Source organism: Phreatobacter stygius (assembly GCF_005144885.1).
GTDB classification, from domain to species: Bacteria; Pseudomonadota; Alphaproteobacteria; order Rhizobiales; family Phreatobacteraceae; genus Phreatobacter; species Phreatobacter stygius.
The window spans coordinates 2089288-2112917 of record NZ_CP039690.1; the positions used below are offsets into that span (position 1 = coordinate 2089288).

Annotated in this window: 22 protein-coding genes; 12 read left to right on the forward strand and 10 right to left on the reverse strand. The window is 67.1% G+C overall.

Features of this window, described 5'->3' with window-relative positions:
• The first annotated feature begins 4 nt into the window (after positions 1-4).
• The 5 genes from E8M01_RS09510 to E8M01_RS09530 all read left to right on the forward strand — a co-directional run bounded on the left by E8M01_RS09510 (position 5) and on the right by E8M01_RS09530 (position 4174).
• Complete coding sequence (locus E8M01_RS09510) at positions 5-787, forward strand: chorismate mutase (RefSeq protein WP_170181842.1); 783 nt, start codon at positions 5-7, stop codon at positions 785-787.
• Positions 788-831: 44 nt separating this feature from the next.
• Entirely contained in the window at positions 832-1947 is a 1116-nt protein-coding gene (gene hisC / locus E8M01_RS09515) for a histidinol-phosphate transaminase (protein WP_136959901.1), read from the forward strand.
• A complete protein-coding gene (locus E8M01_RS09520; RefSeq protein ID WP_136959902.1) occupies positions 1944-2864 on the forward strand; it encodes a prephenate/arogenate dehydrogenase family protein in 921 nt (306 codons plus the stop codon). The genes hisC and E8M01_RS09520 overlap by 4 nt, the downstream gene beginning before the upstream one ends.
• Before the next feature lie 81 nt (positions 2865-2945).
• Positions 2946-3386, forward strand: coding sequence for a cupin domain-containing protein (locus tag E8M01_RS09525; RefSeq protein ID WP_136959903.1), 441 nt, complete (start codon positions 2946-2948; stop codon positions 3384-3386).
• Complete coding sequence (locus tag E8M01_RS09530) at positions 3383-4174, forward strand: GNAT family N-acetyltransferase (RefSeq protein ID WP_136959904.1); 792 nt, start codon at positions 3383-3385, stop codon at positions 4172-4174. The genes E8M01_RS09525 and E8M01_RS09530 overlap by 4 nt, the downstream gene beginning before the upstream one ends.
• Positions 4175-4178: 4 nt before the next feature.
• On the opposite strand, the gene yddG is transcribed toward E8M01_RS09530, so the two are convergent.
• The 5 genes from yddG to E8M01_RS09555 all read right to left on the reverse strand — a co-directional run bounded on the left by yddG (position 4179) and on the right by E8M01_RS09555 (position 7855).
• On the reverse strand, positions 4179-5054 hold the full coding sequence (yddG, locus tag E8M01_RS09535; RefSeq protein WP_136959905.1) for an aromatic amino acid exporter YddG: 876 nt from the start codon (positions 5052-5054) through the stop codon (positions 4179-4181).
• Between the two features lie 77 nt (positions 5055-5131).
• Entirely contained in the window at positions 5132-5416 is a 285-nt protein-coding gene (infA, locus tag E8M01_RS09540) for a translation initiation factor IF-1 (protein ID WP_136959906.1), read from the reverse strand.
• A 168-nt stretch (positions 5417-5584) separates the two neighbouring features.
• Entirely contained in the window at positions 5585-5797 is a 213-nt protein-coding gene (locus E8M01_RS09545; RefSeq protein ID WP_136959907.1) for a cold-shock protein, read from the reverse strand.
• Between the two features lie 213 nt (positions 5798-6010).
• Entirely contained in the window at positions 6011-7654 is a 1644-nt protein-coding gene (locus E8M01_RS09550; protein ID WP_136959908.1) for a Na/Pi cotransporter family protein, read from the reverse strand.
• 18 nt (positions 7655-7672) lie between these two features.
• A complete protein-coding gene (locus tag E8M01_RS09555; protein ID WP_136959909.1) occupies positions 7673-7855 on the reverse strand; it encodes a hypothetical protein in 183 nt (60 codons plus the stop codon).
• 82 nt (positions 7856-7937) lie between these two features.
• On the opposite strand from E8M01_RS09555, the gene recD2 reads away from it, so the two are divergent.
• Both recD2 and E8M01_RS09565 read left to right on the forward strand, forming a co-directional pair.
• Positions 7938-10124 (forward strand): SF1B family DNA helicase RecD2, encoded by a 2187-nt coding sequence (recD2, locus tag E8M01_RS09560; protein WP_136959910.1) that lies wholly within the window; start codon positions 7938-7940, stop codon positions 10122-10124.
• Positions 10125-10204: 80 nt separating this feature from the next.
• Positions 10205-10924: an ArsR/SmtB family transcription factor gene (locus tag E8M01_RS09565; RefSeq protein WP_136964536.1), complete on the forward strand. Its 720-nt coding sequence runs from the start codon at positions 10205-10207 to the stop codon at positions 10922-10924.
• A gap of 10 nt (positions 10925-10934) precedes the next feature.
• Here the strand turns inward: E8M01_RS09565 and E8M01_RS09570 are convergent, their stop codons facing one another.
• From E8M01_RS09570 to E8M01_RS09590, 5 genes are all read right to left on the reverse strand, one after another.
• Complete coding sequence (locus tag E8M01_RS09570; protein ID WP_136959911.1) at positions 10935-11645, reverse strand: 4'-phosphopantetheinyl transferase family protein; 711 nt, start codon at positions 11643-11645, stop codon at positions 10935-10937.
• A gap of 147 nt (positions 11646-11792) precedes the next feature.
• Positions 11793-14180: a DUF3772 domain-containing protein gene (locus tag E8M01_RS09575; protein ID WP_136959912.1), complete on the reverse strand. Its 2388-nt coding sequence runs from the start codon at positions 14178-14180 to the stop codon at positions 11793-11795.
• An 86-nt stretch (positions 14181-14266) separates the two neighbouring features.
• On the reverse strand, positions 14267-16216 hold the full coding sequence (locus tag E8M01_RS09580) for an AsmA family protein (protein WP_170181843.1): 1950 nt from the start codon (positions 16214-16216) through the stop codon (positions 14267-14269).
• Between the two features lie 217 nt (positions 16217-16433).
• Entirely contained in the window at positions 16434-17093 is a 660-nt protein-coding gene (locus E8M01_RS09585) for a 3-oxoacid CoA-transferase subunit B (protein ID WP_136959914.1), read from the reverse strand.
• Positions 17094-17109: 16 nt separating this feature from the next.
• The gene (locus E8M01_RS09590; RefSeq protein WP_136959915.1) at positions 17110-17820 is read right to left on the reverse strand and encodes a CoA transferase subunit A; all 711 of its coding nucleotides are present in this window, start codon (positions 17818-17820) and stop codon (positions 17110-17112) included.
• A gap of 472 nt (positions 17821-18292) precedes the next feature.
• Between E8M01_RS09590 and E8M01_RS09595 the strand changes: the two genes are divergently transcribed.
• The 5 genes from E8M01_RS09595 (at position 18293) to E8M01_RS09615 (ending at position 23574) form a co-directional block, all read left to right on the forward strand.
• Entirely contained in the window at positions 18293-19138 is an 846-nt protein-coding gene (locus E8M01_RS09595; protein WP_136959916.1) for an ABC transporter ATP-binding protein, read from the forward strand.
• Entirely contained in the window at positions 19138-20028 is an 891-nt protein-coding gene (locus E8M01_RS09600) for a branched-chain amino acid ABC transporter permease (protein ID WP_136959917.1), read from the forward strand. The genes E8M01_RS09595 and E8M01_RS09600 overlap by 1 nt, the downstream gene beginning before the upstream one ends.
• A 1-nt stretch (position 20029) precedes the next feature.
• On the forward strand, positions 20030-21073 hold the full coding sequence (locus E8M01_RS09605) for a branched-chain amino acid ABC transporter permease (protein WP_136959918.1): 1044 nt from the start codon (positions 20030-20032) through the stop codon (positions 21071-21073).
• A 50-nt stretch (positions 21074-21123) separates the two neighbouring features.
• On the forward strand, positions 21124-22320 hold the full coding sequence (locus E8M01_RS09610; RefSeq protein ID WP_136959919.1) for an ABC transporter substrate-binding protein: 1197 nt from the start codon (positions 21124-21126) through the stop codon (positions 22318-22320).
• 72 nt (positions 22321-22392) lie between these two features.
• On the forward strand, positions 22393-23574 hold the full coding sequence (locus E8M01_RS09615) for an ABC transporter substrate-binding protein (RefSeq protein ID WP_136959920.1): 1182 nt from the start codon (positions 22393-22395) through the stop codon (positions 23572-23574).
• The last annotated feature ends 56 nt before the right edge of the window (positions 23575-23630 follow it).

A 23630-nucleotide genomic window follows, 5' to 3' on the forward strand; every position in this document is an offset into this window, starting at 1 on the left:
AAAATTGCCGAGCCTTGCTGATCTTCGCGGCGAGATCGACCGGATCGACACCGCCATGCACGAGCTCCTGATGGAGCGCGGGCAGATCATCGAGCGGTTGATCGAGATCAAGAAGACCGCCGAGACCGGTTCGGCCTTCCGCCCCGCCCGCGAGGCGGATGTGGTGCGCCGCCTGGTCGAGCGCCATCACGGCCGCCTGCCGGTGGAGCTGGTGGTGCAGATCTGGCGGCAGATCATCTCGACCTTCACCTATGTCCAGGCGCCGCATTCGATTCATGTCCTGATGGGGCCCGAGCAGGAAGGCGCCCGCGAGCTCGCCCGCTTTCATTTCGGCTTCGGCGTGCCGCTGGTACAGCATTCGAACCCGGCCTCGGTCATCGCGGCGATCGCCCGCGAGCGCGGCGATCTCGGCCTGATCGGGCTTGGCCCGGCCAAGGAGCCGTGGTGGGAAAAGCTCGGTGGTGCCGATCAGCCGATCGCCATGGCGACCGCACCGGCGATCGCGCGCGCGGCAAGTCCGCGGCCGCCGCAGGCGGTGGTCGTCGGGCATCCCTCGATCGATACGGCGGGCCTCGACATGCGGCTCGTCGCCATCACCTTGGCCGCAGCGCCGAAAGCGCCCGTCGATGCCGTGCTCGCCAGCGCCACCGCCGGCGGCAAGCACCATGTGCTCGCCTGGGGACCGCGTGAGGCGGACGAAGCCGAGATCGCCCGCGACGTCGCCCACGGCCTCCCGGTTGAAGCCGTACGCACGGTCGGCTACACCGCAAAACCAATCGCGGCCTGATCTCAGGTCGCGAACCGTCCTCGCGCCACGATGAGCCTGTTCCGATGAGCACCGCCGCCACGCGTCCCCTGCCCCGTCCCGGCATCATGGCGATCGACGCCTATGTGCCCGGCAAGTCCGGCGCTCCGGGTGTCGCCAAGGTCTACAAGCTGTCGTCCAACGAGACGCCGCTCGGGCCGAGCCCGAAGGCGATCGCCGCCTATCGGCATCTGGCGGACAAGCTGGAACTCTATCCGGAAGGATCGTCCGCGGCGCTGCGCGAAGCCATCGGCAGGCTTTATGGCCTCGATCCCGCCCGGCTCATCTGCGGCTCGGGTTCGGACGAACTCCTGTCCCTGATCACCCATGCCTATATCGGCCCGGGCGACGAGGGCATTTTCACCGAGCACGGTTTCCTGGTCTACAAGATCGCCATCCTCGCCGCCGGCGGTACGCCCGTGGTGGCCAAGGAGAAAGATCTGCACACCGATGTCGACGCCATCCTGCAGGCGGTGACGCCCAGGACCAAGGTCGTCTATCTCGCCAATCCGAACAATCCGACCGGCACCTATATCCCGTTCGACGAGGTCAAGCGCCTGCATGCCGGCCTGCCGAAATCGGTGCTGCTGGTGCTGGATGCGGCCTATGCCGAATATGTCCGCCGCAACGACTACGAGAGCGGCCTGGAACTGGTGGCATCCAACGAAAACGTCGTGATGACCCGGACCTTCTCGAAGATCTACGGGCTCGCGGCATTGCGCATCGGCTGGCTCTACGGCCCGGATCACCTGGTCGATGCCCTGAACCGCATCCGCGGCCCGTTCAACGTCAATGCCGCCGCGATCAATGCCGGCGTTGCGGCGATCGACGATCAGCCTTTCGTCCAGGCGGCCATCGAGCACAATGAGAAGTGGCTGCCCTGGCTGACCGCCGAGCTGACCAGGCTCGGCCTGGCGGTGACGCCGTCGGTTGGCAATTTCCTGCTCATCCACTTCCCCAAGACAGCGGGCAGGACCGCCAATGACGCGGACGCCTTCCTCGTCTCGAAGGGCCTCGTATTGCGCAAGGTCGGCGCCTATGGCCTGCCGGATGCGCTGCGGCTGACCGTCGGCACCGAGGAGGCCAACCGCCATCTGGTGGCGACGCTGAGCCAGTTCCTGGCCAAGGCCCAGGGGTCGTGACCGCGCCGGTCCACTTCGACAAGGTCACGCTGATCGGCATCGGGCTGATCGGCTCCTCGATCGCGCGTGCCCTCGGTGTTCTCGGCCTTGCCGGAACCGTGGTCGCGGCCGATCGTTCGGAAGCCGTGGTCGCACGGGTCCAAGAGCTCGGGCTCGCCGACGAGGCGACCACCGATCTCGCCGCGGCCGTGAAGGACGCCGATCTGGTCGTCCTGTGCGTGCCGGTCGGCGCCTGCGGCGCAGTTGCCGAAATCATCGCGCCGCACCTGAAGACCGGCGCCATCGTTTCCGATGTCGGGTCGGTCAAGGGCTCGGTCGTCGCCCAGATGGCCCCGTTCATGCCGACCGATGTGCATTTCATTCCGGCTCATCCGGTCGCCGGTACCGAACATTCGGGCCCCGATTCCGGCTTCGCCGAGCTGTTCCACGAGCGCTGGTGCATCGTCACGCCGCCGGCCGGCACCGACCCTGAGGCCGTCGAGCGGCTGACCGCCTTCTGGCAGGCGCTCGGCTCCAGGACCGAGGTGATGGCGCCGGACCACCATGACCTGGTGCTCGCCATCACCAGCCACGTGCCGCATCTGATCGCCTATAATATCGTCGGCACGGCTTCCGATCTCGAACAGGTCACCGAGAGCGAGGTGATCAAGTTTTCGGCCGGCGGTTTCCGCGACTTCACCCGCATCGCCGCATCCGACCCGACCATGTGGCGCGACGTGTTCCTGCACAACAAGGAGGCGGTGCTCGAGGTGCTCGGACGGTTCACCGAGGATCTGATCGCACTCCAGCGCAATATCCGCTGGGCCCAGGGCGACCAGCTGTTCGACCTGTTCACCCGCACCCGCGCGATCCGCCGCTCGATCATCGACCAGCACCAGGACACGGCCGATCCGGATTTCGGCCGGGCGCGCAAGTGATCTGGGATCAAGTGAGCTGGGACCAAGTGAGCTGGGACCAAGTGAGCTGGGACCAAGTGAGCTGGGACCAAGTGAGCTGCCATGCCAAGCTCTGAACTGACCGCCGAAGAGATCATTCGCCTGCTGGCGCTCGAGCCGCATCCCGAGGGCGGGCATTTCCGCGAGACCTTCCGCGACGCCCCGGCCGCCGACGGCCGCGCCGCCTCGACCCTGATCTATTTCCTGCTGCGCCAGGGCGAGCGGTCGCACTGGCACCGGGTCGACGCGACCGAGATCTGGCACTGGTATGCCGGGGCACCGCTGACCCTGACCACCGCCGCCGACCCCAAGGGGCCGGTGACCGTTGCAACCCTCGGCGTCGATCTCGCCGGCGGCGAGCGCCCGCAAGGCGTGGTGCCCAGGGATCACTGGCAAGCAGCCGAAAGCCGCGGTGCCTGGACGCTGGTCGGCTGCACGGTTGCGCCCGGTTTCGACTTTTCGGGCTTTACCCTCGCCCCGCCCGGCTGGAACCCTGGATCATGACCGACATCTCGCTCGTCCGCGATCTCGAAGAGCGGATGTTCAATGCCTGGCCGGCGCTGCAGACGATCCATCTGGACGGCTGGCTGCTGCGCATGGCGCGCGGTCATACCAAGCGGGCCAATGCGGCAAGTCCCTGGTTTCCCTCCGACCTGCCGACCGACGAGCTGATCCAGGCGGTCAAGTCGCTCTACCGCAAGGCCGGACTCGAGCCGATGGTCAGGATCACGCCGCTGGCCACCGAGGGCGTCGATGCCGCGCTCGCCGCGGCCGGCTGGACATTGTTCGACCCGACCAAGGTGATGGTCGCGCCGCTGACCGAGCGGGTGAAGCTGCAAGGCGCGCCGGCTGTCGCCGTGGTCTTGGCCGAGGAACCCTCGGTCGACTGGATCGAGGGCGCCGCCGGTGCTTATGAACTGGCCGACTGGCAGCGCGACGTGCTGGCCGAGATCGTCTCGTCGATCCGTGTCGACGCCGCCTTCGCCACCATCTTCATTGGCCGCGAACCGGTCGGCTACGGCCTCGGCGTCGCCGAGCGCGGTTATGTCGGGCTCTACGACCTGGCGGTCACGCCCGCCGCGCGCGGCCAGGGCATCGGCGCGCGGATGATCACCTCGATCATGCATTGGGGCCGCTCGAAAGGCGCCAGATCGGCCTATCTGCAGGTGCGCGAGGCCAATGCCCAGGCCCGGGCGCTCTACACCCGGCTCGGCTTTGCCGAGGTCTATGGCTATCACTGCCGGCGGCCGCCTCAGCCGGTCTCTGCCAAAACGCCGGCTGCCCTGCCCTGACGGCTTATCGCTTCAGCATGTCCCGGGACGCGATCAGCGAACCGAGCACGATCAGCACCACCGCGCCGGCCAGCGCCAGGCTCGGCCGGGCGAAGCCGAAAACCACCAGGGCCAGGGTCGACAGCACCGGCGCCGCATAGCTCGCCGCCCCGAGCACCTGGATGTCGCCGCGCTTCATGCCCCGGTCCCAGAGATAGAAGGCCGCCCCGACCGGCCCGATGCCGAGCGCCAGGATCGCCAGCCATTCGGTCGAACTCGCCGGCCAGACGGTTGGCTCGAAGGCCAGATGGCCAAGGCCGGCGAGCACGGCGGCCGCCAGGCAGAAGCCGGCCACCGCCTCGGTCGGCGCCTGAGGCAACAGGCGCGCGGTGACCGAATAGGTCGACCAGACCAGGGCACAGGCAGCGGCCGCCAAATAGCCGACAAGATGGGCCGTCTCGAAGCCGCTGCCGAGCCCACCGCGCCCGGCGATGATCAGAACCGTTCCGGCGAGGCCAAGGGCTGCCCCGATCAGATGGTGCGCCCTGAGACGGTGCCCGGGCAGCAAGGCCGAGAACAGCACGATGAGCAGCGGCCAGAGATAATTGATCAGATTGGCTTCAGCCGGCGGCGCGAAACGCAGCGCGGTGAAATAGAGCGCGTGATAACCGAACAGGCCCGCCACACCGTGGAACCAGACCACCGGCGATTGGGCAAGCAGTCCAAGACCGCCCGGACGCAAGGCGACGACGCCGAGCCCGATGGCACCGCCAATGGCGAATGTCATGGCGGTCAGCTGAAACGGCGGTACCTGCCCTGACGCGGTGGTGAACAGCGCCAGCAGGCCCCATAGGCCAATGGCGCCGAAGCCGAGCAAGGTCGCGGAACGGGAGGAGGGCATGACATGGCCCGGGATTGGATCAGCCGGACGCGTTGCCGCCGGTGTCCATCACCGACGGCTTCGAAAGGCAGGTAGAATCAGCGCCGACGCGGCGGCGGACGGCGCGCGGGCGCGCCAGGCGGACGCGGAGCGCCGGAACCCTCGCCCTTGTGGCGGAACACCAGCCGGCCCTTGTCGAGATCGTAAGGGGTCATTTCAACCGTCACCCGATCGCCAACCAGCGTCTTGATGCGGTTCTTTTTCATTTTGCCCGCCGTATAGACGACCACAATGTGACCATTGTCGAGCTCCACCCGGAATCGGGCATCGGGCATGACCTCGGTCACCATGCCGTCGAACGTGAGTACGTCTTCTTTCGCCATGGCAAGCCCCTCCGTGGGCAGCGCCTTATACGCGATACAAAAAACCCCGGCCAGGACGACAGAATCGCCCTGACAAGGGTTGCCTTGTAATCAAATTGACGCGTGACCGCCAACCTCTCGACGCCAGTACATCCATGGTCGGCGTGAAGAGGCGATCGCGCGTCGGGATCAGGCCGCGACCTTCAACTGGTCGGCCGACGACTTGCCGGTACGGCGGTCGGCGACGACTTCGAAGGAAACCTTCTGGCCTTCATTGAGGCCGTAAAGGCCAGCGCGCTCGACGGCGCTGATGTGAACGAAAACGTCGGGTCCACCAGCGTCAGGCTGGATGAATCCATAGCCCTTCTGGGAGTTGAACCACTTCACGGTTCCGGTAGCCATGTAGATGTCCTTTCGAGGAGAATGCGTATTTACTCATGCGAACGCGAAGCAACGCTGCACAAATCATCGACGTTAGGGAGGTCGTCAGCAGAGCACCGGACAAATCGCGGTGCGGGCCAAGTCGTTCGGCCGAAACTCGATAGACGTGAGCTAACAGTGATATACGTCCGAAATAAGGCAATCCGCCTTAATTAGGGCGACTTCGCGGTTGCCTCAGGTCAGCCGGCTTTGCCGCAACATTTCGCTCTGTTCGAGCAGCGGATAGGCGGTTGCGATGATATGCGCCGAGATGCGCTTCAGGTCACGCAGAATATCCAGATGCAGGCCGCTGACCTCATATCGCTCGCCATTGCCGCTGCGCACGCGGGCGAAATGCCGCTCGGTCGCCTCGCGTTCCCGGTTGCGAAAGACCTCCTTCTCCTCGGCGAGCTTGCGCGCCGCGGTGAGCTCGCCGCCGGTGAACACCGCGATCGCCAGCTGCAGGTCTTCCAGCAGCCGGCTGTGCATCTGCTCGATCTCGGCGAGCGCATCGGGCGGCAGGGCGAGCCGGTTCTTGATCTGCTTCGACGCGAGCTTCATCAGGCTCTTTTCGACGACGTCGCCGACATGTTCCAGATTGATCGCGAAGGCCAGGACGTCGGACAGCCGCCGGCTTTCCGCCTCGGTCAGGGCCTCACCGTCGATGGCCGACAGATATTGCTCGATCGCGGCATGCAGGCGGTCGAGGATATTGTCCATGTGGACGACCTCGGCCACCCGCTTGCGGTCGCCGGTATGGAACACGTCCTGCGAGCCGCGCAGCATGGCTTCGACCACATCGGTCATGCGCAAGGTCTCGCGCACCGCATTGGCGAGTGCCACGGCCGGCGTATCGAGCGCCGAGGCGGAGAGATATTTCGGCGCGCCGGGATCGCCAGCCTTGATCGCCTCGGGAAACAGCCAGACCAGCAGCCGGGCGACCGGCGGCAGCAGGCCAATGAACACCAGCGCCACCGCCAGATTGAACGCCAGGTGAAAGCTCGCCGCCATCGGTCCGGGCGACAGGCCCCATGCGCCGAGCTCGCGGGCGATCGGCCCGAGCAGCGGCAGGACGGCGACGCAACCGACCACCCGGGTGATCAGATTGCCGGCGGCGAGCCTGAGCTTGGCCGGATCGCCGCCAATCGCCTCGATCGCCGGATTGAGCGCGCTGCCGAGATTGGCGCCGAGCACCATGGCGAGCGCCGCCGGCGGTGCGACATGGCCGGCCGCCGCCATCGACATGATGAACAGCACCACGGCGACACTCGAATGCGCCGCCCAGGTCAGTGCCGCGGCGACCGCGAGATTGAGCAGGGGATCGCGGGTCAGCGCCGCGAACAGGTCGCGCACCGCCGGCGCGTCCTCCACCGGTCGCATGGTCTCGGCGAGCAGATGCAGCGCCAGCAGCATGAGCCCGAGCCCGATCGCGGCCCGGCCGAGATCGCGCACCCGGGTCCGGCTGCCGCGCCGGAATGCCACCAGGCCGCCCAGGATGAACAGCGGGAAGACCAGCGAAATGTCGAAGGAGAGCGCCTGGACGATCACCGCCGTGCCGACATTAGCGCCCAGCATCAGCGCCATGGCCGGCACCAGGCTGACCGCGCCCTCGGCGGCAAAGGAGGTGGCGAGCAGGGCGGTGGCCGTGCTGCTCTGCAGCGCCGCGGTCACCGCCGCCCCCGACAGGAAGGCCGACAGGCGGTTCTTCAACCCGACGGCAAGGAAACGCCTGAGCTCGCTGCCAAAGGCCCGCATGATGCCGGTATGCACCATGTGAATGCCCCAGAGCAGCAGCGCGACATCGCCGAGCAGCCGAATGATGACTTGGGTCGCCGACATCGCGCCTCCGCAGGCATTCTATCTGGCATGCAAGTTCGACGACAATGCGATCTGCCCGGCGCCGATGATCGGCACCGGCACCAGCGGCATCAACAGCCCGGCGCCATAGCCGGCCATGCCGCCGACGATCGCCGCCCCGAATGCCGTGCCCGCCACCAGGACGGCCTGGACGCGGCTGACATCGGCGAGCGAAAAGGCCATCGAGCGACTCGGCGTGGACGGAGGCGGCAGCGCGTTCTAGGCTCGCCGCCGATTCCCGTCCATCGTGGTCCCCGATTCGCCCATGCGCGAGAGCGCTGCCTCATCGTCTGAAAGTCCGGTCGAGACGCTGACCGGTACCGTCGAACGCGTGACGTTCCATTCGCCCGCGACCGGATTCGCGGTGCTGAAGGTGCGTGTCCGCGGGCGGCCGCAGCCGGTTTCGATCGTCGGCACGACGGCGGCGGTGGCCGCCGGCGAGATGATGACCGCGCAAGGCACCTGGGTGAACGACCGCACCCATGGCCTGCAGTTCAAGGCGAGCGCGCTGGTCACCGCCCCGCCCGCCTCGAAGGACGGCATCGAACGCTACCTGTCGTCGGGCGCGATCAAGGGCATTGGCATCGCCACCGCCCACAAGATCGTCCAGGCCTTCGGCAAGCGCACCTTCGAGGTGCTCGACAACGAACCGCATCGGCTGAGCGAGCTGCCGGGCCTGACCACGGCCCGGATCAAACGGATCACCGAAAGCTGGGCCGAGGATCGCATCGTGCGCGATCTCGGCGTGTTCCTGCAGGAGCACGGCCTTGGTCTCGGCCAGGCGACACGGGTGTTCCGCGCGCTCGGTCCGGAAGCGATCGGGCTGATCCGCCAGGATCCCTACCGGCTGGCCCGCGACGTGCGCGGCATCGGCTTCCTCACCGCCGACCAGGTGGCGACCTCCCTCGGCCTGAAGCGCGACGCGCCGGAGCGGCTGCGCGCCGGCATCACCTTCGCCTTGCAGGAGGCGCGCGACGACGGCCATTGCGGCCTGCCGCGCGAGGCCGCCATGTCGCTGGCCGCCCGTCTGCTCGATGCCGACGAGGACCTGATCGAACAGGCCGCCGATACCGAGGTGGCGAACCGCAACCTGATTGCCGACACGATCGGTGGCGCGCCGCATCTGTTCCTGAGGGAATTGCATCGCGCCGAGAAGGTCATTGGCGACAAGCTCAGGGACCTGATCGTCGGCGAACCGCCCTGGGGGCGCATCGATCTCGCAACCGAGGTGCCGCGGGTCGAGGCCCGCACCGGCAAGGCGCTAGCGCCGTCGCAACGCGAGGCCCTGAACGTCATCCTGGGCGCCAAGGTCTCGGTGATCACCGGCGGCCCGGGCGTCGGCAAGACCACGCTGCTCGACACCATCCTGAAGATCCTCACCCGCCAGGACGTCTCGGTGGTGCTCGCCGCCCCGACCGGCCGCGCCGCCAAGCGCATGACCGAGCAGACCGGCATCGAGGCCAAGACCATCCACCGCCTGCTCGAGATCGATCCGGAATTCGGCGCCTTCTCGCGCGGCCGCGACAATCTCCTGGCCTGTGACCTGCTGGTGGTCGACGAAACCTCGATGGTCGACGTGCCCTTGATGATGGCGCTGGTCGAGGCTCTGCCGACGGCATCCGCCCTGCTGCTGGTCGGCGACGTCGATCAGCTGCCGCCGGTCGGCCCGGGCCAGGTGCTCGCCGATGTCATCGCCTCCGATCTCGTGCCGGTCGCCCGCCTGACCGAGGTGTTCCGTCAGGCCGAGGCGAGCCGCATCATCGCCAATGCCCACCGGATCAACCGCGGCGAGATGCCGGAACTGCCGGCGCCCGGCGTGCAGAGCGACTTCTATTTCGTCGAGATGAACTCGCCCGAGGACGGGCTCGCCAAGATCATCGAAATCGTCAAGGAGCGCATTCCCCGCCGCTTCGGCCTCGACCCGATGCGTGACGTGCAGATCCTGGCGCCGATGAACAAGGGCGTGCTCGGCGCCCGCAACATCAATGTCGAGGTCCAGAAGGTCCTGAACCCGTCGCAGGGCCGCTCGGTCGAACGTTATGGCTGGACCTATGCCGCCGGCGACCGGGTCATGCAGACGGCCAATGACTATGACCGCGACGTGTTCAACGGCGACCTCGGCTCGGTGCTGCGCATCGACCAGGAAGAAGGCGAGCTGGTCGCTCTCTTCGACGGCCGGCAGGTGAGCTATTCCTTCGCCGAACTCGAAAACCTCATGCCGGCCTATGCCACCACCATTCACAAGAGCCAGGGCTCGGAATATCCGGCCGTGGTGGTGCCGGTGACCATGCAGCATTACGCCATGCTGGCGCGCAACCTGATCTATACGGCGGTGACCCGCGGCCGCTCGCTGGTGGTCATGGTCGGCGAGACGCGCGCCCTGAAGATCGCGGTCGGCGGCGGGCGGTCGAAGCCGCGCACCACCAAGCTCAGGGAATGGCTGACGACCTGAACGCCGGGCGCGGCTTCGGCATTTCGATAGTTCGGCCGCGGCCGAAGCATTGGCTGATCGATCGGGTTAGACTGTTGGCCATGAAAGACGGACCCAGCATCTCCGAAGTGGCCGCCCTGATCGGTGATCCCGCGCGCGCCAACATGCTCGCCGCCCTGATGTCCGGCCGCGCGCTGACCGCCAGCGAATTGGCCCACGAGGCCGGCATCACCGCGCAGACCGCCAGCGGCCATCTCGGCAAGCTGCGCGAGGCCGGGCTCCTGCTGGTCGCGGCGCAAGGCCGCCACCGCTATTTCCAGCTGTCCGGTGCCGATATCGCCCTGGTGCTCGAAGGCCTGATGGGGATCGCCGCCCGTACCGGGCGCTTGCGCACCCGCACCGGCCCGCGCGATCCGGCCATGCGCAAGGCACGCGTCTGCTACGACCATATCGCCGGCGAATGGGCGGTGCGCCTGTTCGATGCCTTCATCGCCAATGGCCGCCTCGCCGACCGCGACGGCCAGCTTGCGGTGACATCCATCGGCAAGGCGCTGTTCACCGCCGAGGGCATCGATTTCGACCGGATGGCGACGAGCCGCCGGCCGGTCTGCCGGTCCTGCCTCGACTGGAGCGAACGCCGGCCGCATCTGAGCGGCGCGCTCGGCAAGGCGCTGCTCGACCTGATGCTGGCGAAGAACTGGGTACGCCGCACCGCCGAGAGCCGGGGTCTCGACATCACGCCGCCCGGTCACCGGATGTTCCTGAGCTGGATCGGCGACAGCGAGGAAGCCCGGCCGACGGTCGTCGGCCAAGGCGGCTGACGCGAATGGTCTAGATCGAAACCACCACCGCGACCGCGCCCTCGAGTTCCGGAAGCCAGCGGGCAATGCCGCTGACCGCGGGATGATCGGGATCCGCGACGGTCACCTGGCCCAGGGCGTCGACCGCCGCCGCAAAACCGCGGGGATCGCGCGAGACCGGCATGACCGCAGCCTTCCAGACAGCCTCCTTGGCGGCCCAGACCAGGGCCGCCGTGATGGCGCGCTCGGCCGGCGCCGCGGCGTCGACCGCGGCGATCTCACGCGCATGCATGCGGGTCCGCGGCAAGGCGGCTTCGGCGATCGGTGCTTCGACATCGACGCCGATCGGCCGGTTCCACAGTCCCACCGCCAGGCGGTGGCCGCGGCTCGACGCCGAGACGTGCAGGCCAAGCCCGGTCACCAGGGGCTCGCCGACCGGACCCCGCTCGAGCGGCACCAGCGGCGGCGCCAGTCCGATCGCGGCCCCGACCGCCAGCCGCAAAGCGGCCCGGCGCTCGGTCAGTTCGGCGCGCCGGTCGGCGTGGTGGATGCCGGCGAGCAGGTCCCGCTCCGGACGCGGCAGCACCACCGCCCCGAGCGCCGCGGCGACTTCGGGGTCGCGCCGGTCCAGCACATGGACGATCGGCCTCGTCAGGGGCACCCGCCCGTCGCGCGGCACGGCAAAAGCCCCCGGCGCGCGCGCATCGGGGGCCTGGAAGCGGAAGTCGACATCGAGGCTCAAGACATGACCCTGGTCGGTTGGGCGGCTGCGCCGATCCCGGCGCTGGTCGAGACTATTGTCTCCCCCTTCATGACCGCGGTGAGGCGGCCGGGCCGGGCGAAATCGCCAAGGTCCGTCCCCAAGGCTAGCCGGGATTTCTCACGCCGGCTACAGACGCGCGATGGCCGCCGGCGGCGGCGGCGCGATCATGATGCCGCGCTCGCGGAACCGGCTGAGGATGGCAAGCTGCAGGTCGCTGCGCACGGTCAGCGAATATTCGACATTCGAAACCACGCAGCGCAGCTCGAAATCGAGGCCGGAATCGGCGAAGCGCATCAGGAACACCCGCGGCGGCGGCTGCTGCATGATGAAGCGGTTCTCACAGGCCACCGCGATCAGCTCGTCGCGGACGACTTCCGGATCGGATTCATAGGCCACCCGCACCGGCACGGCGATGCGGCTCAGCGTGTTCGAATGGGTCCAGTTCTTGACCACCCCGGTGATCATCTCGGCATTCGGCACGATGACGGTGGCGCGCTCGAAAGTTTCGATCTCGGTGGAGCGCACCGAGATCTTGCGGACATAACCTTCCTCGCCCTTCACCACGATGGAATCGCCGACCCTAATCGGCCGCTCGGCCAGCAGGATCAGGCCGGAGACGAAATTCGAGGTGATCGACTGCAGGCCGAAACCGATGCCGACCGACAGGGCACCGGCAACAATGGCGAGGTTCGACAGGTCGAGGCCGAGCTGGCGCAGGGTGATGCCCAGCACCAGGGCAAAACCGGCATAGCCGAAAATGGTCGAAACCGAGTTCTGCAGGCCGGCATCCATGCCCGACAGCGGCAGCACCTTGTCGCGCACCCAGCGCTGCACGCCACGCAGCATGAAGAAACCGATGAGCAGGACCAGCACGCCACCGGCCACCGTCAGCGCCAGGGTCCTGAGCTCGTGGAAGCGCAATCCGAAAAAAGCGTCGTCGAGCGTTGCCGCGGCGCCGCCGAACCCCCAGGGCCCGAAGACGGTGAAGGCCGACATGACCAGGATGACCACCCGCAGAACGCCGGCGAGCAAGGTGCCGACCAATTGCAGCCGCTCGGGCTTGATGCCGATCGAGGCGGCAAGCACGCGGCCGCGATGGGTCGACGCGCCGCACCATTCGGCGATGACCGCATCGAGCAGGTTGAGGATCAGGATCGTGGCCGCCGCGATCACCACCGCCGCGACCAGCCGGGTGGCAACGAAAGCGGCAAGCGCCGAATAGCCGGCGATCAGGCCGACGACCACCACCGCGACGATCAGCCAGAGCGCCGGCCGGGTCCAACCCCAGATCGGCGGCTCCTTGACCGCGGCCTCCGCCACTTCGCCCGCCGGCGGCGTTTCGGCCTCGGGTGTCTCCGCCTCGTCCGGCTCGCGTTCCATCGTGCGCCGGAGGTAGACGACGATGACGCCGACAATGGCGAGCGCGGTCAGGCTGGTGATCAGCGCGGTGATCGCGACCGGCGCGATCAGCACGCGCGCGATCGCCAGGAAGAACACGCCGGAAGCGACGACCCAGGCGGCCACGCGCATGGCGTCGAAGATCGCGTCGCCCTGCTCGTCCGGCACCGGCACCAGCCGATAGGCCGGCGCGCCCGGCGCGAAGACGCCTTGCATGACGCCGCGGGTGAACGAAATGACCAGCACCGCGGCGATCAGGGCCTGCGGCACCAACGGTTCCGCGCGCGGCAGAACCAGGCCGAAATTTTCGACAATGGCGACCGCGATGCCGACCAGGATCGGCAGCACCAGCGAGCGTTCGGCGGCGACCCTGAGGTCGGCGAGCACCTTGGCAAGCTGCGACGCCGGCTTGTCGTCGGGGCGCCGGTAGAGCCCGCGCCGCCGGAGCGTCCGATAGATCGAGAACAGCGCCCCCGCCGCCATCAGCCCGACCGCCGCCGCCACCGCCAGCCGCCCGGTGCCGACGACATCGGTCAGGTGTTGCCACCAGTCGCCGATGAGGAAGCCGGCCGATCGCCACATCCAGGGCAGCGCGCCGGACAGGTCGGACCAGAAGCGCGGGTCGACCACCGAATTCGAGCGTTCGAACAGTTCGGCGGTGAACAGCTGGCGCCGTTTCTCCACGATCCGGTCGGCCAGCTGATCGGCGCGGACCTGCAGCACCTTGATATTGCGCACCCTGGCGTCGATATCGGCGACCGCCTTGGTCTGGGTGTCGCGCATCTGGCGCGCTTCCGGGGCCTCCGGCGGGGCGTTGTCGGCGGGTTTCGGACCAAGCTGCGTCAGCCGGTCGCGCGCTTCGGTCAGACGGGGTTCGACCTCGGCGAGCGCCACCACCAGCGCATCGCGCACCGGGTCGAGCTTGCGCTTCAGGTCGGTGAGCTCGTCACCGGTGAGCCTGCGCTCCAATGCGGTTTCGATCTGGTCGAGCGCTGCCTTGGCCGGTTCGGCCGGGTCGCGTGCGGGTGCCTGGGCCAGAATCTGGCCGGCGACCAGGACCATGGCCAGGGCGGAAAGCAGGACCTGTGCGAGGACCAGGCGAAGACGTGAGCGCATCATGGTTCCAGAGAGCGGGGGACGAATCGGTTCAGCCACCATGACACAGCCGAGGCGGCCGACCGAAGGCGGCCGGCCGACCGGACTCAGTTCTGTGGCCGGAGCGACGGGTAAGGGGCAAATGACGGGATCGGGGGCAGCGGCTCGGATATGTCCTGGCCTGACTGGCGGTTGATGGCGTCGAGCACTGCCCGGAGCGCGTCACGGTCGCGGTTGACGTCGCGCAGCGGCGCGGCCGCACCTGAGCGGCGGATCAGGCTCTGCGGATCGGGCAGCACGAAGGGATCGTCCCAGGAGCCCTGGACGACGAAGGGCAGTTCGAAATTGCTGTCGGAGGTGGCCGATGGGCCGGTGCTGCGTTTCAGCGTGGCGATGCCGCGCAGGTCCAGTTCGCGCGCCTGCAGTTGCGCCGAGCCCTGCAACCGCACCCGGACGATCTGCCCGTCGAGCATGATGTCTTCGGTGGTGGCGATGCCGTTGACGATGCGAATGGTTGCCGCCATCCGGTCATAAGGCGTGCGTCCCGAGCGCGCGTCGGCGCCGGTGGCAGCGAGCGGCCGGCGCTCCAGCCGGCGCAGGATCGCCTCGGCATTGAAGCCGCGGATCGCGCCGTCGACCGCCGTCAGCGTCGCCTGGCCCGAGGCGGTGCGGGCAAGGTCCGACATGGTCGGACCATGGCCTTCGATGCTGATCTGGGCATTGCCGACGCCATCCAGCCGGCGATAGCCGAACCATTCTGACAGGCCCTGGCCAAGTTCCGCGCGCTGGACATTGAGCGTCGCCCGCACCTCGACGCCGTCGGCATGCGGCGACAGCACCAGCGCGCCGCGCAGACTGCCACCATAGGCCTGGGCTTCGCCCAGCGTGAGGGTCAGGCGGCCGTTGCGCGAGGTGACCGATGCCGCCGAGCGGCCGAGCTTGGCGCTGCCCAGCACCACCTCGCGGGCCGACAGGCGCAGATCGATATCCGACGAGGTCAGCGCGCTCAGGTCGATCGGCCGGCGGTTCCAGCCCCGGTCGGTCTCGGGGATCGGGTTCATGTCGGAAAAATAGGGCGTGGCGACCACCCTGTCCGCATCCAGCGTGCCCTGGATCTGCGGGCGGGCGCCCTGGAAACTCACCGTCAGCGCGCCCTCGGCGACATTGCCGTCGAGTTCGGCATTGACCTGCGAGAAGGCGAGCTCGGTCGGCGTGACACGCACCTCGCCTTTCAGGGCGAACGAGCCGAGCGCCGATCCGACGCCCGGATGCTGGCCGAGCCAGCGCAGCAGCGCGCGTAGCGACGTGGTCTCGACCGTCATCGTTCCGGAAGCCAGGGTCTGTGCCCGGCCGGCAATCTGTCCGTCGAACCCGACACGGACCGGCGCCGCCGCCAGGCGCATCTTCAGTCCCGTCGGCTCGGCGGTCAGCAAGGCCAGGGGCCGCGCCACGACGGCGCTGATCTCGACCGGCTCGTCGCGAAGCGTGAAACGGCCGGAAATATTGGCTTGCCGGTCGAAACGCGGCCAGGACACCGCGATCTCCATGCCGTCGATCTCGACGCGTTGCTGCGTCTTCTCATCGATCACCAAAGCCTCGCCCTGGACGATCCGGAAATCCGCCAGGCCGCCCGAGCGCTCGCGCGAGACCTGGCGGATCGCCTCCAGCGCGCGGTCCCAGTTCGACGTGCCGTTGGCCGCCACCCGAACCGCGATGCGCGGCCTGACCAGGGTGTAGTCGGAGATCGAGACCCTGCCGGCCAGCAGCGGAAACAGACGGAGTGCGCCGACCGCCGCATCGGCGGTGGCCAGCACCTCCCCGCCGGTGCCGATGGTCACGCCGTCGAGCTGAACCGAAAGCTGGGGCAGGACCGAGATCGAGACCGGACCCGATATGCTCACCGGCACGCCCAGGCGCTGGCTGAGCTCGGCCGTCACCGTATTGCGGACCGCCTCGGCTGGCAGCAGGGCCGGTACCAGCGCCAAGGCAAGCGCCAGCACCAGCGCCGTGGCGCCGACGATCGTCAACACACGTTTCAGAGAAGAGGCGAGGCTCACGCGACGTGATCCTGGGTCCGGGCTGCCGCCCACGACGGCCGGCCATCAGAATGGAAACAACATCAATATTCGCGCAGAGATGGCGTCATCACGTGGCTTTTCAATGGCCAGTTACGGTAACGCCTGCTGCCGAAAGGCCAGCCACAAGTCTGCGAACCCAGGTCGCGCCGACCTTGGTCGGCGCGACGGCGGAGTATTGACGACGCCGGCCTTTGGCTCAGGCGGCCGCCGCAAGGGTCGGACTGACCGCGAAGCTCGCTTCGGTATTGGCCTTCACATCATCCAGGCTGACGCCGGTGGCGAGCTCGATCAGGGTCATGCCGCTGCCGCCCTTCTTGTCGATGGTGAAGACACCGAGATCGGTGATCACCATGTCGACGACGCCGGCGCCGGTCAGCGGCAGGTTGCAGCGATGCAGGAGCTTCGGGCCGTCCTTGGCGCTATGCTCCATGACAACCACCACTTTCTGCACGCCGGCGACCAGGTCCATGGCGCCGCCCATGCCCTTGACCATCTTGCCCGGGATCATCCAGTTGGCCAGGTCGCCGTTCTCGGCCACCTGCATGGCGCCCAGGATCGACAGGTTGATATGGCCGCCGCGGATCATCGCAAAGCTGTCCGACGATGAAAAATAGCTGGTCGTCGGCAGTTCGGTGATGGTCTGCTTGCCGGCATTGATCAGGTCCGGATCCTCCTCGCCCTCGAACGGGAACGGCCCCATGCCGAGCATGCCGTTCTCCGACTGGAGCTGGACGTTCATGCCATCGGGAATGTGGTTCGAGACGAGCGTCGGAATACCGATGCCGAGATTGACGTAGAAACCGTCGCGCAGCTCCTTGGCGGCGCGGGCGGCCATTTCATCACGGGTCCAAGCCATCAGACTAATACTCCTCTCAGGCCGCTTGCCGCGGGCGCGTGGTGCGCTGCTCGATCCGCTTCACCGGATCGGCGACATGGACGATGCGCTTCACGTAGATGCCGGCGGTATGGATATGGTCGGGATCGATCTCGCCGGCATCGACCAGGTGCTCGACCTGGGCAATGGTCACCTTGGCGGCGGTCGCCATCATCGGATTGAAGTTCCGCGCGGTCTTCCGGTAGACCAGATTGCCCTCGCGGTCGGCCTTCCAGGCGTGGACCAGCGCGATATCCGCGAACAGGCCGCGCTCCATCACATAGGTTTCGCCGTCGAAGTCGCGGGTATCCTTGCCCTCGGCGATGATGGTGCCGACGCCGGTCTTGGTGAAGAAGGCGGGAATGCCCGCGCCGCCCGCCCGGATCCGCTCGGCGAGCGTGCCCTGGGGATTGAACTCGAGTTCCAGTTCGCCGGCCAGGAACTGCTGGGCGAACAGCTTGTTCTCGCCGACGTAAGAACTGATCATCTTCTTGATCTGCCGGGTCTCCAGGAGGATGCCGAGGCCGGCACCGTCGACGCCGGCATTGTTGGAGATGACGGTCAGGTCCTTGGCGCCGGATTCGCGCACGGCCTCGATCAGCACATCCGGAATGCCGCAGAGGCCGAAGCCACCGGACATGATCGTCATGCCGTCCTTGATCTGCCCCGCAAGCGCCTCGCGGGCGGTGGAATATGTCTTCGAACTCATCGCAAAATCGCCCCATGCACGGGCCCGTCAGGGCCACGACCGAATGCTCACAGCATTCTCTGGATGTACCGCCCGAGAATGGGCGATTTCCGGCACTGCATCAAGGACGAACGGACCATCGACGCAGGGCTCGGGCTTCCCATAGCGCAAAATCGCCGGCGGCCAGAGCCATGGTGCAAGCCGTGGGGGCCGTGGGGGCACGCCATGCATCGCCGGCCAGGCGCTGCCCGACGCCCGGCGCCGCCTGGCGTGCGCGGTTTTGATCGGGCCGGCAGGCCGAAAGGTCGATTTTTGGACATTTGCCGGACAACAGCCATCCGTCGAACGGCCGATGGGGCCGTTTGAAGCACGAAATCGCATTGACGTCGGCGCAAGCGCCGCTAGCCTCCCTGGCAAGTCCGGCTCGGCCGGATGGGGAAATCGTTCGGCACCGAAGACGGGCAATCCCGCGCGGTGCCGCTCCAGGGAGGACATGGCGTTGTCGCCATCATCATCGGCCGCGCCAACGCGGCCGCCTGCCGCGCGTCTGGACGTCGAAGGCCTGTCGTTGCAGTTCGGCGGCGTCAAGGCGCTGGACGGCGTCTCGCTGTCGGTCGCGCCCGGCTCGATCACCGCGCTGATCGGCCCGAATGGCGCGGGCAAGACCTCCGCCTTCAATGCCATGTCCGGCTTCTACCAGCCGAAGGCCGGCAAGGTGCTGCTCGACGGCCAGGACATCACCCATGTGCCGGCGCGCGACCGCGCCAAGCTCGGCCTCGCCCGCACCTTCCAGAACATCGCGCTGTTCCGCGGCATGACCGTGCTCGACAACATCAAGCTCGGCCGCCATGCCCATCTCGAGACCAATGTCTTCGACGCCTTTCTCTATTGGGGCCGCGCCAGGCGCGAGGAAATGCAGCTGCGCGCCGAGATCGAGCGCGACGTCATCGATTTTCTCGAACTCGACCATATCCGCAACGTGCCGGTGGCGATCCTGCCTTATGGCCTGCAGAAGAAGGTCGAACTGGCCCGGGCGCTCGCCATGCGGCCGCGCATCCTGATGCTCGACGAGCCGGTCGCCGGCATGAACCGCGAAGAGACCGAGGACATGGCCCGCGCCATTCTCGACGTGCGCGACGAATGGGGCGTCACCGTCCTCCTGGTCGAGCACGACATGGGCATGGTCATGGATATATCCGACCATGTCTGCGTCCTGAATTTCGGCCGCCGCATCGCCGCCGGCACACCGGCCGACGTGCGCGCCAACCCGGACGTGATCAAGGCCTATCTCGGCTCGTCCGGCGATCCGCGCAAGGTTCTGCCCGAGGTGGTGGCCTGATGTTTGCCAATATAGATCTCGTCGACCTCGTCGAAACCAGCCTCGCCGGCCTCGGCACCGGCGCGCTGCTGGCGCTCACCGGCGTCGCCTTCGTCATCATCTACAAGGCAACCAAGGTGATCAATCTGGCCATTGGCGAGATGCTGATGGTTGGCGCCTTCGTGTTCTACGGCTTCTCGGCGGGCCTGGCCTTGCCGATCTGGGCGGCGATCCCGGCCACTTTGGTGGTCGCGGCGCTCGTCGGCGGCGTCATCGAGCGGCTGATGATCCGGCCCTTGATGAAGGACAATCCGATCTCGGTCTTCATGGTGACGATCGGGCTCTCGTCGATCCTGATCGGCCTGGCCGAGATCATCTGGACCGCCGAGCCGCGCCGCCTGCCGGAATTTCTGCCCTCGCAGCCGGTGATCATCGGCGAGGCGTTCGTCGCCTCCAAGACCGCCTATTCGTTCCTGATCGCCGCTGCCGTCGTGTCGGCATTGATCACCGTCTTCGCGTTCTGGCGCGGCGGCGTGGCCTTGCGCGCCACCGCCACCGACCGTGCGGCGGCCTCGTCCGTCGGCATCAATGTGGCGGGCGTCTTCTCGTTTTCCTGGATGCTGGCCTCGGTGGTCGCAGCCCTTGCCGGCATTCTGGTCGGCTCGGTCGGCGGCATTTCCTCGGCCATGGGGCTGTTCGGCCTGTCGGTCTTCGTCGTGGTCATCCTCGGCGGCCTCGACAGCATTGCCGGCGCGCTCATCGCGGGCCTGTTCGTCGGCTGGCTCGAGGCCATGGTCGGGCGCGTCTTCGGCGGCGAATTCAAACTGGTCGCCACCTTCTCGATCCTGCTCATCGTGCTGACAGTCAGGCCCTACGGCCTGTTCGGCACCCACGAAATCGAGAGGTTGTGAGATGCGGATCGCAACCGCCAAGGAAAGCTACGCCGCCGACGAGGCGCTGTTCAAGACCGACACCCAGCGGGTCTGGTTCGCCGCCCTGATCGTCGCCCTGTTCGCTTATCCGCTCATCGGCTCGGGCTACTGGATGTTCCTCGCCGTGCTGGTGATGATCAATGTCATCTCCACCACCGGCCTGAACATCCTGACCGGCTATACCGGCCAGGTCAGCCTCGGCCATGCCGCCTTCATGGCGGTGGGCGCCTATTGCGTCGCCTTCTTCGACGGCCGGTTCGGCACGCCGGTTCTCCTCAACCTGGTCATCGCCGGCGCGATCGCCGCGGCCATCGGCATCCTCGTCGGGCTGCCGTCGCTGCGCATCAAGGGCCTCTATCTCGCCATCGCGACGCTGGCGGCCTCCGTCATCCTGCACTTCGTCTTCCTCAACTGGACACCGGTGACCGGCGGCCTGCGCGGCCTCAACGTGCCGACCGCAAGCGTCCTCGGCATCGAACTGGCAACGCCCGAGCGGCTCTACTGGCTGATCATGCCGATCGCCGTCGTCATGGTGCTGGCCGCCAGGAACCTGTTCCGCACCCGCATCGGACGCGCCTTCATCGCCATCCGCGACCGCGACATCTCGGCCGAAATCATCGGCATACCCCTGTTCAAATACAAGCTGATCAGCTTTGCCATCTCGTCCTTTTATGCCGGCGTCGCCGGCGGCCTCTGGGCCTATCTGTTCCGGGTCGTGACCCCGGAGAGCTTTCCGGCGCTCGCCTCGATCTTCTTTCTCGCCGCGGTCATCGTCGGCGGCGCCGGCACCATTGTCGGCGCCATTTTCGGCGCGGTGTTCATGACCCTGGTGCCGGAACTGCTGAAGCTCATCGCGGCCTTGATCACGCCCTGGTACCCGGACGCGCCGATCTATCTCGCGCCGGTGCGCAATGTCGTGTTCGGCGTGCTGATCGTCGGCTTCCTGATCTTCGAGCCGATGGGGCTCGCCGAGATGTGGCGCCGCATCCGGCGTTTCTTCGCGCTCTGGCCGTTCAGAACCTGAGACCCGAACACCGCCGGCAAGGCGGGATAAACCCTTCGAGGAGGATAGCCATGACACAACCGACTTCGACCAGACTGTCCCGGCGGACGTTCAACCAGCTCGGCCTCGGCGCCGCCCTGGTCGCAACATCGGGCGGCCGCAGCTTCGCCCAGGCGCCCGAGATCGTCATCGGCGCGGCCAGCCCGCTCACCGGCGTCTTCGCTTTTGCCGGCGTCGAGGGCTTCGAGGGCGCGCGCGACCATTTCGACTGGGTCAACCGCCAGGGCGGCGTCGCCGGCCGCAAGATCAAATATATCGCCGAGGATTCCGGCTATCGGGTCGACAATGCGGTGGCGATCTTCACCAAGCTGACCAGCCAGAACACCATCCCGATCTTCTTCGGCGATTCCACCGGCTTCCAGAAGGCGATCAATCCGGAATTGAACCGGCGCGGCACCACGGTCATGGCCGGCGCCTCCTTCGCCACCGAGATCGACGATGCCGCGGGCTTCCCGAACCAGTGGATTCCCGGCCCGAACTATTCCGACCAGTTGCGCGTGCTGCTGCGTTACATCCAGGCCCAGAAGCGCGGCGCCTCCGTCGTGCTGGTCAATTCCGATACCGAGTTCGGCCGCGACCCGATCGTGGCGGCCGAGCAGGAGGCGGCGCGTCTGGGACTGAACGTGGTCGAGAAGATCATCACCCAGCCGGGCTCGGTCGACGTGTCCGGCGACGTCTTGAAGATCCGCCGGCGCAACCCGGACTATGTGATCTTCCACGGCTATGTGCTGCAGCCGATCCCCGAATTCATGGCCCAGGCCCGCCAGGCCGGCATGACCTCGAAATTCATGGGCACGTTCTATTCCACCGACAGCCTGATGATGAGCCGCGCCGGCGCCGTCGCCGACGGTTATCTCGGGGTTTCCTGTTACAATTTCGACCCCAATGCACCGGGCTCCCAGATGGCGCTGGTGCGCGAGTTCAACGGCACGCGGGTGCGCACCAACGCCTATTTCCAGGGTTGGACCAATGCGATGATCGCGGTCGAGACGCTGAAGCGCACGATTGCCGCCAATCAGGAGTTCAATGCGGTCAACCTGATGAAGGCGGCGCGCTCGATCCAGAATTACGACACCGGCGGCGTCGTCGGCGTGCCCGTCTCGATCACCCGCAACTCGATTCCCGTCGGCCGGATCTACGAATTCAAGGCCGCCGAAAAGCGGCTGGTCGCGGCCTCCGACTGGATGACCATCGCGCCGACCAGCTGAGGCAGGGTTCAAGAGCCCGGCCGGCGGCTGTCGACGCCGCCGGCCGGGTCGAAGGTCCAAGGGAGGGTATCAATGCCGGCTCTGCATCGCCGCAGCTTCAATCGTCTCGGCCTCGGCGCGGCACTGGCCGCGACCGCCACCGGTCGCAGCTTCGCCCAGCCCCCCGACATCGTCATTGGCTCGGCCACGGCACTGACCGGCGTGTTTGCATTTGCCGGCGCCGAAAGCTTCGAGGGAAGCCGCGACCATTTCGACTGGGTCAACAAGCAAGGCGGCATTGCCGGCCGCCGGATCCGGTTCCTGACCGAGGATTCGGCCTACCGGGTCGATCAGGCGGTCGCCATCTTCACCCGGATGACCAGCCAGCATCAGATGCCGGTCTTCCTCGGTGATTCCACCGGCTTCCAGAAGGCGATCAATCCGGAATTGAACCGGCGCGGCACCACCGTCATGGCCGGCAATTCCTTCGCGACCGAAGTCGACGACCCCCAGGGCTTTCCGAACCAATGGATGCCCGGACCGAATTACACCGACCAGATGAAGGTGCTGCTGCGTTATATCCAGGGCCAGAAGCGCAATGCCTCGGTCGTGCTGGTCTATTCCGATACCGAGTTCGGCCGTGACCCGATCGCCGCGACCGAACGCGAGGCCGGCCGGCTCGGCCTCACCGTGGTCGAGAAGATCGCCACCCAGCCAGGCTCGGTCGATGTGTCGGGCGATGTCCTGAAGATCCGCCGGCGCAATCCCGACTACGTCATCTTCCATGGCTACGCCCTGCAGCCGATCCCGGAATTCATGGCCCAGGCCCGCCAGGCCGGCATGACCTCGAAGTTCATGGGCACGATCTTCTCGACCGACGCGACCTTGATGAACCGGGCGGGAGCGGTCGCCGACGGCTATCTCGGTGTCTCCTGTTACGAATTCGACACCAGCCGGGCCGGCGCGCAACTGGCCGCGATCCGCGAGGTCAACCCAGCACGCACGCGCATCAACGCCTATTTCCAGGGCTGGACCAATGCGCTGATCGCCAGCGAGACGCTGCGGCGCGTGCTTGCCGCCAATCAGGAACTCAATGCGCCGAACCTGATGAAGGCAGCGCGCTCGATCCAGAATTTCGACACCGGCGGTCTGATCGGCGTGCCGGCATCGATCACCCGCAATTCCATTCCGGTCGGGCGCATCTACGAGTTCAAGGCCGCCGACAAGCGCCTGGTGCCGGCCTCCGACTGGATCAGCATCGGAGCTGCGGGGTGATGCCAGGATCACCGCATCGACATTCCCGGTTTCGGTCACCCCGTCCTCTCACCGGC